We start from the raw sequence: 7,712 nt of genomic DNA on the forward strand, positions 1-7,712 counted from the left end.
ATACGCCCGGCCGAGATCGCTGACTCGTAGGTGATGTCCCATATGGCTGAGAAGGTGCTTCGCTGCCTTTGCGGGTGAGCGGAGATGGCGATGGTAGCGGCAGTGGCGATCAGCCGGACGGATTTGGACGCGATGGGGCTGCGTCGGGCAGCAGGACGCGAACGGGATGCGGCGGCGTCGCGGCGGATGTTGGCCTTGGCGCTGGTGCTGGAGGGGCAGTCGCGGACGGACGCAGCCCGTGCGGCGTGGGCTTGAGCCGCAGAGCGGATCAAGGCGGCAGACGCTGCGCGATTGGGTGCATCGCTACAACGCCGAGGGCTTGGCGGGTCTGCGAGCCCGGGTGGGCGAGACCGGGCCGAAGCGGCGTCTGTCGTCCGATCAGGAGGTGGAGGTAGCCGAGTGGGTGCGCCGCGGCCCCGACCCGACAAGGGACGGGGTGGTGCGCTGGCGCCGAGCTGATCTGGCGCGCGCCATTGCCGAGCGGTTCGGCGTTGTGCTGGCCGAGCGGAGCGTCGGTCATGTGCTGCGCCGCCTCGGCTTCCGCCGCTTGGTTGTGCGGCCGCGTCACCCCGGTCATGACGCTGCGGCACAAGCGTCTTTCAGGCCGACTTCGCCGCCCTGGTAACCGCCGCCCTGTCACCCAAGGCGCGCGACAAGCCGCTTGAAATCTGGTGGCAAGATGAGGCCAGGGTTGGCCAGCAGGGCACGCTGACGCGCATCTGGGCGGAGCGCGGCTCGCGCCCGACCGCGCCGAAGGATCGCCGCTATGCCTCGGCCTACCTCTTCGGTGCGGTCTGCCCGGCCCGCGGCATTGGCGCCGGCCTCGTGCTGCCGGCCGCCAATGCCCACACCATGTCCCTCGACCTCGCCGAGATCAGCAGCCAGGTTGCGCGAGGTGCTCATGCGGTTGTCGTCATGGACGGCGCGGGTTGGCACCAGACCGGCGGCAAGTTGCGCGTGCCCGCCAACGTCACCCCGCTCCGTTTGCCACCCTACGCGCCGGAGCTGAACCCAGTGGAGAATGTCTGGGCCTACCTACGCTCCAACAAGCTCGCCAACCGCGTCTACGAGACCTACGACGACATCCTCGACGCATGCACCGAGACCTGGAATTGGTTCACCAGTCAGCCCGAACGCATCACCGCCATCGCATCACGACCATGGGCACAGGTCACTCAATGAGGCCAGGCGTATGATACCAAGTCTCTGATCTTCAGTTTGCACATGCTGTGACGAGCTCGTCATGATGCATGGATCCAGAAGAAGCCCTCGGCAGCGATGAACGCGAGAGCGTCCTTGAGCGGCATGACCCGCGGCTGAATGGGCCCGGGTTGCTCCAGGCCTCACGGCGCCACCAGAGAACCTGAACTTTGTCACCCTGGCCGGTTGGACGCAGCCGGGCGACAGGTCCGCCGGTGCGCAGGCTGTGGAGCGTGTAGCCCTTGTTGGCACGCACCATCTCAATGCCACCGCGCCCGGCTGGCCAGGGGTAGGCCTCGATCCGGGCGCGCAGGTCATCTGGGGTGCTGGCCATGAGCCTTCCTCCTGCCTTCTGCCGCGTTCTGCGCTGCGGGGGCTCGGGCGGAGGCGATGTGCCATGATACCGAACGCTGGTCCCGCGGTGCTGGACGGCTGGATGCAGCCCTTCCGATGCCACTTCACCGCCGCGATTTGGCGTCACGTGCTCGTGCTGGTCTGTGGTGCTCTGCTGGCGCCGGGCCGGCGGACCGTTGCCGCTGCCCTACGGGTCATGGGGCTCGGCGAGGTGGCCGGCTTTGCCGTCTACCATCGTGTGTTGAGCCACGGGCACTGGTGCTCGCGGGCCCTGGCGCATCGGCTCCTGCTGCTGTTGGTTGCCGCCTTCGTGCCGGCCGGCCCGGTGGTGGTCGGGCTCGACGACATCATCGAACGCCGGCGCGGTGGGTGCATCGCCGCGAAAGGGATCTACCGCGATCCAGTCCGCTCCAGCCATGGGCACTTCGTGAAGGCCAGTGGACGACGTTGGCTATGCGTCATGCTGCTGGCACCCGTGCCCTGGGCCGGCTGCGTCTGGAGTCTACCCTTCCTGACCGTGTTGGCGCCCTCCGAGCGCTACGTGGCCGCGCTGGGCAAGCCGCACAAGACGCTCACGGATTGGGGCCGGCAGGCGCTGCTGCAGGTTGCCCGCTGGCTGCCGGGTTGGCGCGTTGTCGCGGTGGCCGGCAGCAGCTTCTCGGCCATCGCCTTGCTGCGCGCTCTCGCGCCGCACTTGACCGTGGTCACCCGTCTGCGCCTCGACGCCTGCCTGTGCGAACCGCCGCCGCCGCGCCGGTCGCGGCAGCGAGGGTGATCTCCAGCCACGGGTGCGCGGCTGCCCAGTTTGTCCGAGCTCCTACACAATCGACGCACGTCCTGGCGCCGGGTCACCATCGAGGGTTGGTATGGCCGCAGCACGCGCCGGCTCGACATCGCCTCCGGCACCGCGCTCTGGCACCACCCCGGCCGGCGGGTGGCGATCCGCTGGGTGCTGGTGCGAGACCCGAATGGCCAGAGGGAGCCGCAGGCTTTTCTGTGCACCGACCAAGCGGCCGATCCGGCCGACATCCTGCGGTGGTTTGTTCGCCGCTGGCGCACGTGGAAAGGCGGCGGGTTTCTACCCCACCGGGGCAGGTTATCAGCCGGGGCCGGCTGGCCGGCCGTCGATTAGCGCCGCATAACGAGCGAACATCACCTCCTGATCGTAGTCGCACAAAGCCTTGCCGCGGTTCGCCTCGCCGAGCCGCACCCGGAGTGCCCGGTCGGCAAGCAGCGGCCGCAGCGCCGCAGCCAGCGCAGCATCCGTCAGCGCGGCGATATGCGCCTGCCCTTCGGGTGCGACCATGGCCTTCACATCGCCCACCTCAGTAGAGGCGACAGGCAAGCCGCTTGCCATCGCTTCCAAGACGGAAAAGGGCATCTGCTCCGTGTCGGAGCACAGCGCGAAGAGATCCATCGCCCGGTACGCCGCGGCCGGATCCGGTACGTGCCCGGCGAACAGTGTGCAGTCGCGCAGGCCAAGCTCGCCCGCCAGCGCCTCAAGCTTCGCACGCTCCGGCCCGTCGCCGATGACCAGGAGCCGCAACGCCAGCCCCTCCCCGTGCAGGATTGCCGCCGCGCGGAGCAGCCGGCTGAGGTTCTTCTCTGCCCGAAGCGCCGCCACTGTACCGATTACTGGACCCTTCCCCGGCACCGGAAGGTTGGCGCGCGGCCCATCAGGACGGAAGCGGTGCAGGTCGAGTCCGTTCGGGATGTGGTGCAGGCGCGCTTCCGGCAGATGCCAAGCCTCGCGCGCCACGCGCAGAAGCAGGTTTGAGGGCAGTGCCACCTCGCTCCAGCGCAGCGCCAAGCGGCGCGTCAGCACCCGGCGTGGCAGCTGGCCCTTCGCTTCGTCGGGGCCGAAGCCGTCCTCAGTATGAAGGTGCCGCAGGCGCGGCGGCACTAGGTTGGCCAAGGCCCATTCGATGCTGCCCCAGTTGCTCGTCACCAGCACATTTGGACGCAGCCGGCGCAGCAGGCTGCGGATCCACCAAGCGGTCCGTAGCGGGTCGAGCCCGGCCGTCTCCGGTCCTGGCAGTAGGGTGAAGCGTACCTCAGCGCCCAGCCGCTCGGCACAGCCAGTTTGTCCGTCGAGCGCCACGATGGCGTGGCGCCAGCGCGGCCCGTAACGGTTGGCGAGCGCGGCGAAGCGTACCTGCGCACCGCCCACCGCGAAGCTCGGGAAGACATGTAGCAGCAGAGGAACCGTACTGGGCGGCAACACGGTCTCGGTACGCATGCAGGGTTCCTCAGCCGACCAGCGCTCGGTTCGCAGACACAGTACCAGACCGCGTGCGCCCTGCCAGCAATGCCTCGGCCAGGGCTGTGACGCGGCGCGCATTGCCCTCCCAGGTGAGGTCGCGCCGCACCACCTCCTCGCGCGCGGCGGCGCCGAGCCGTGCGCGCAGCGTTGCATCGGTGGCAAGCCGCAGCACTGCCTCCCACATAGTGCCCTCGCGCGTGGGGTCGAAAAGCAGCGCGGTGCAATCATGCACTAGAACTTCGCGCAGGTTGGGCTGGTCAGGCGCCACGATGGCACGGCCCGCCGCCATGTACTCAAAAACTTTTAGCGGCGAGGCGTAGGGTACCGCCGCCGGCTGCAGTGCGATGTCGAAGCCCTCGACCAAGCCAGGGATCGCCTCGCGCCCTACCAGGCCGGTGAAGCGCACACGGTCGCTTAGGCCGAGCTCGGCGGCGAGCTTCTCCAACCCCGGTCGCGCCGGCCCCTCGCCCACCACCAGCAGTCCGAGCCGTGGCGTGCCGCGCCAAGCGGCGATGGCGCGCACCACGGCATCCAGACCGTGCCACTCGCGCACGAAGCCGACGAAGCCGAGGGTGAGGGTATCTTTCACTCCGAGCGCCGGGCCGGGGGCGGAAAATTCCTCAAGGTGAATTCCATTCGGGATGACCTCGATCCGCTCCTGCGGAACGCCTGCGGCGGCAACATGCGCACCGAGCACGGCGGTGACCGGCAGCACGCGGTCGGCACGGCGCCAAACGAAGGCCTCGCTCCAGCGCGCGAGCGCCTTGAGATGCAGGCCGCCGAAGTGGCTCCGCTCCTCGGCCAAAGGGGAGTTCACCTCAACCAGGAAGGGCAAGCCGAATCGACGAGCAAACAGGGCGCCTGAGAGGAAAAAGAGGTTGTAGCGCTCGTAAATCACGTCTGGCCTGAACTCCTGCGCAGCGCGAGTAATGCGGAGATAGGCAGGCAGGCTGTAGGCGAACTCGGCTAACTCGGCCGCGAAGCGTGGAAGCCAGCGGCGCATGAGGGTGACAAGGCGGTTCTCATCACCGAGAGAGGCGGTCTCGAAGCTGGCGGGGCCGACGACGAGGACTTCGTGACCCTGGGCGGCGAGCGCGCCGACAAGCGCCTCCAGGTGCACGCTCTGCCCGTCTCGCGACTGTATGCGATGGCTGTAGAGGATCCTCACGCGCCTGCCCCCTGCCCGGCAACATCGCATCCGGCATGGTACGACGCCCGAGAACCGCAATGAGTGCCGCAAAATGACCTGAGGAGCAAGTCGCCGCGTCCCAAACTGTGCCTGTCAAGTCGCCCGGATACCTCGAAAAACCGCTTGCCCCGACGCGGGCTGAACTGATTCGCTGCCGCTGGTGACGGCGGGGGCGAGGCATGGCGGGACAGCCTGGGTTCTTCGACGCGGAGGAACGGCTGCGGTGGCTGTCGGCCCCGGGTGACTCGCTGCAACGGCAGCGGGCGGTGATGGACTTCGAGGCGTTCCGAGCGAGTTGGGGGCCGTCCTGCCGCAGGGCGACCGGAAGCGGGGCGGGCGCCCGCCGTGGAACGCGGTGCTGATGTTCCGCGTCCTCGTGCTGCAGGTGCTCTACACATCGTCGGACGACCAGACCGAGTACCAGCTGCGCGACCAGCTAAGCTTCATGCGCTTCGCGGGCCTGGCGCTGCATGACGCCCTGCCGGATGCCAAGACGATCTGCCTCTACCGTGAGCAGCTGACTCGCGTGAGCGTCCTGGCCAGGCCGTTCGCGCGCTTCGACGCGATACTCGCGGAGCGAGGCTTCCTCGTCATGGGCGGTTAGATCGTCGATGCCACGGTGGTGGAAGCCTGGCGCCCGCGGCTGACCAGTGAGGAGAAAGCAAAGCTGCGCGACGGCGGCACGCTCGCAGGGTGGTCGAAGGCGCGGACGCGCCAGGTCGACCGCGACGGCCGCTAAACCATCAAGCGCGACCGCAAAGCCAAGCCGCCGGAAGGCGCCCCGCGCCATGTCTGATTGTGAGACGTCCTTGGCGGCTTCGACGATGTCACGTGCGTAGGCGATATCAGCTGGTGCCGCCCGGCCTTCCGGCTCGCCGCGCGCGAGCTTGCGTCGGGCCTTGAGGCGTTCAGCGACGACCTGGTCGGGTGTTTGGCCCTTTAGTTGTCAGGTTGCGGAACATTGTTGGGACCCGGTCGGGCTGGCCATCGTAACCTACGCCTACCTTTTCAAGAGCCTTACTGCTGCTGCCGTACGCCGGAGATAGGCCATGCTGCAGATCCATCCCAACGCTCGCACCACACCCGCCGTCCGCGCCGAGATCGCCCGCTCGAAGGAGAGTGCCGGCACCCTTGCCAAGCGTTTTGGCGTCAGTACTGAGACCAACCGCAAGTGGCGCAAGCGCGGACCAGAGGACTGCCTCGACCACTCGGCCAAGCCCCACAAGCTGCCCTGGAAGGCGACCGAGGAGGAGCGCGCCGTGGTCTGCGCGCTGCGGCAGTCCACCAACTTCGCCCTCGACGACCTCACCTTCGCTGTCACTCACTTCCTGCCTCACCTCAACCGCGACAGTGTCTGGAACATTCTCCGCGCCGAGGGGCTCAGCCGGCGGCCACCGCCGCCCTCGGCGCGGCCAAAGCGCGGCGAGGACCAGTTCCGGGACTACGATCTCGGCTTCGTCCACATCGACATCAAACACCTGCCAAAGCTGCAAACCGCCGATGGCGAGCGCCGCAAGCGTTACCTCTATGTCGCCATCGATCGCTGCTCACGCGCTGTCCACCTCGCGGTCAAGGACGACGAGACGACCACTACCGCCATCGCCTTTCTCCGCGAAGCGGCTGCTGCCTTCCCCTTCCGCCTCACCCATGTGCTGACCGACAACGGCAGTTGCTTCAGCCCCGCTTTCGCCAGGGTCTGCGCCGTGCTCGGCGCCGAGTACCGCCATACCAGGCCCTACTCGCCCCAGACCACGGATGAGTTTGAACAGCCCCTTTCTGCGTCCTGTGCTACTTTTCTCCAGCGCATGGGTGACCGCGTGGCGAAGAGCGGGGCTTGGCGGTGAGAGCCCCACCGCGCAGCCTATCGTCGCTCCTCCGTTGCGGCATCCATGCGCGCCCGTCGCAGCCCCCTTGGCTGCCAGCCTTTGGTGAGGCGCTCGTAGGCGGCCTCGCCTTCGGCCGCTCCGCGTCGTTCCGTTTCGCGTGTCCCGGCCTTGTTGTAGGCGTGTGCGGCGCCACGCTGGCCGCAACGTGAGGGGTGTCCCGCCCGGAGCTGCAGGTCGCGCAGCTTCTTCGCGTGCAGTGCTGGCCTGCCCCAGGTGTAGTTCTTGCCGTCCCGCAGCATGTGCCAGACGACGACTGCGATTTTCCTCGCGCTCGCGACCGCGGCCACGTGCTGACCGCGGCGGGCTGCGATCCGCAGGAAAAAGGCCCGGAGCGGACCAGGGGCGCGCGCCGCAGCCCAGGCCGCCTCGACGAGCATGCCGCGTGCCTGGCCGCGGCCCTGCTTCGTGATCCGCCCGTGCCGGACCGGGCCATCGCCGGACTGGTGGACGCTCGGGTTCAGGCCGAGGTAGGCGACGAGAGGTGCCGTCGCGGGGTGTGTTGGAAATGGCCACGCTGTCTCCGGCGCGATGACGGTATCGCGTCAGGCGGCGAGGTCAATCATGCTTTTGGCGGACGGCTGACCGAGGCTCTGCCAACCGTCAACCTTGCGCATGCTGATCTGACCTGACGCGAGCAAGGCCCAGAACAGCATGGCCGCTGTCTCGGCCGAGGGCAGCACGGTCTGCGTCTTGATGCGGCGCCTGAACTCTTCATGCAGCCGCTCGATGGCGTTGGTCGTCCGCGCCGACTTCCACTGGCTCGAGGGCAGCCGGGTAAAGGCGAACAGCGCCTCGCCGGCCTCCTCGAGGCTGTCGGCCA

Annotated in this window: 5 protein-coding genes and 3 pseudogenes; 4 read left to right on the forward strand and 4 right to left on the reverse strand. The window is 68.2% G+C overall.

Features of this window, described 5'->3' with window-relative positions; translation table 11 throughout:
• The first annotated feature begins 90 nt into the window (after nt 1-90).
• Nucleotides 91-1,182 (forward strand): annotated as a pseudogene (locus tag EP26_RS34025) (IS630 family transposase).
• 439 nt (nt 1,183-1,621) lie between these two features.
• Entirely contained in the window at nt 1,622-2,329 is a 708-nt protein-coding gene (locus EP26_RS28565; protein WP_211259600.1) for a transposase, read from the forward strand.
• A 324-nt stretch (nt 2,330-2,653) separates the two neighbouring features.
• Here the strand turns inward: EP26_RS28565 and EP26_RS28570 are convergent, their stop codons facing one another.
• Complete coding sequence (locus EP26_RS28570; RefSeq protein WP_052389813.1) at nt 2,654-3,793, reverse strand: glycosyltransferase; 1,140 nt, start codon at nt 3,791-3,793, stop codon at nt 2,654-2,656.
• Between the two features lie 10 nt (nt 3,794-3,803).
• Nucleotides 3,804-4,985, reverse strand: coding sequence for a glycosyltransferase family 4 protein (locus tag EP26_RS28575; protein ID WP_043344398.1), 1,182 nt, complete (start codon nt 4,983-4,985; stop codon nt 3,804-3,806).
• A gap of 316 nt (nt 4,986-5,301) precedes the next feature.
• Here EP26_RS28575 and EP26_RS34035 point away from each other — a divergent pair, with 316 nt between their 5' ends.
• Both EP26_RS34035 and EP26_RS28585 read left to right on the forward strand, forming a co-directional pair.
• Nucleotides 5,302-5,610 carry a transposase gene (locus tag EP26_RS34035; protein ID WP_084113099.1) on the forward strand — a complete coding sequence of 103 codons (309 nt, stop codon included), beginning with the start codon at nt 5,302-5,304 and terminating at the stop codon, nt 5,608-5,610.
• Nucleotides 5,611-6,055: 445 nt separating this feature from the next.
• A pseudogene (locus EP26_RS28585) lies at nt 6,056-6,775 on the forward strand (DDE-type integrase/transposase/recombinase); the annotation flags it as partial.
• A gap of 92 nt (nt 6,776-6,867) precedes the next feature.
• Here EP26_RS28585 and EP26_RS28590 read toward each other — a convergent pair.
• Nucleotides 6,868-7,371, reverse strand: a pseudogene (locus tag EP26_RS28590) (transposase); the annotation flags it as partial.
• Nucleotides 7,372-7,434: 63 nt separating this feature from the next.
• Nucleotides 7,435-7,712, reverse strand: a 278-nt coding sequence (locus EP26_RS28595) for a transposase (RefSeq protein ID WP_211259601.1), incomplete at its 5' end; no start/stop codon positions are given.

It is taken from the genome of Belnapia moabensis DSM 16746 (assembly GCF_000745835.1).
In the GTDB taxonomy this organism is placed as follows: Bacteria; Pseudomonadota; Alphaproteobacteria; order Acetobacterales; family Acetobacteraceae; genus Belnapia; species Belnapia moabensis.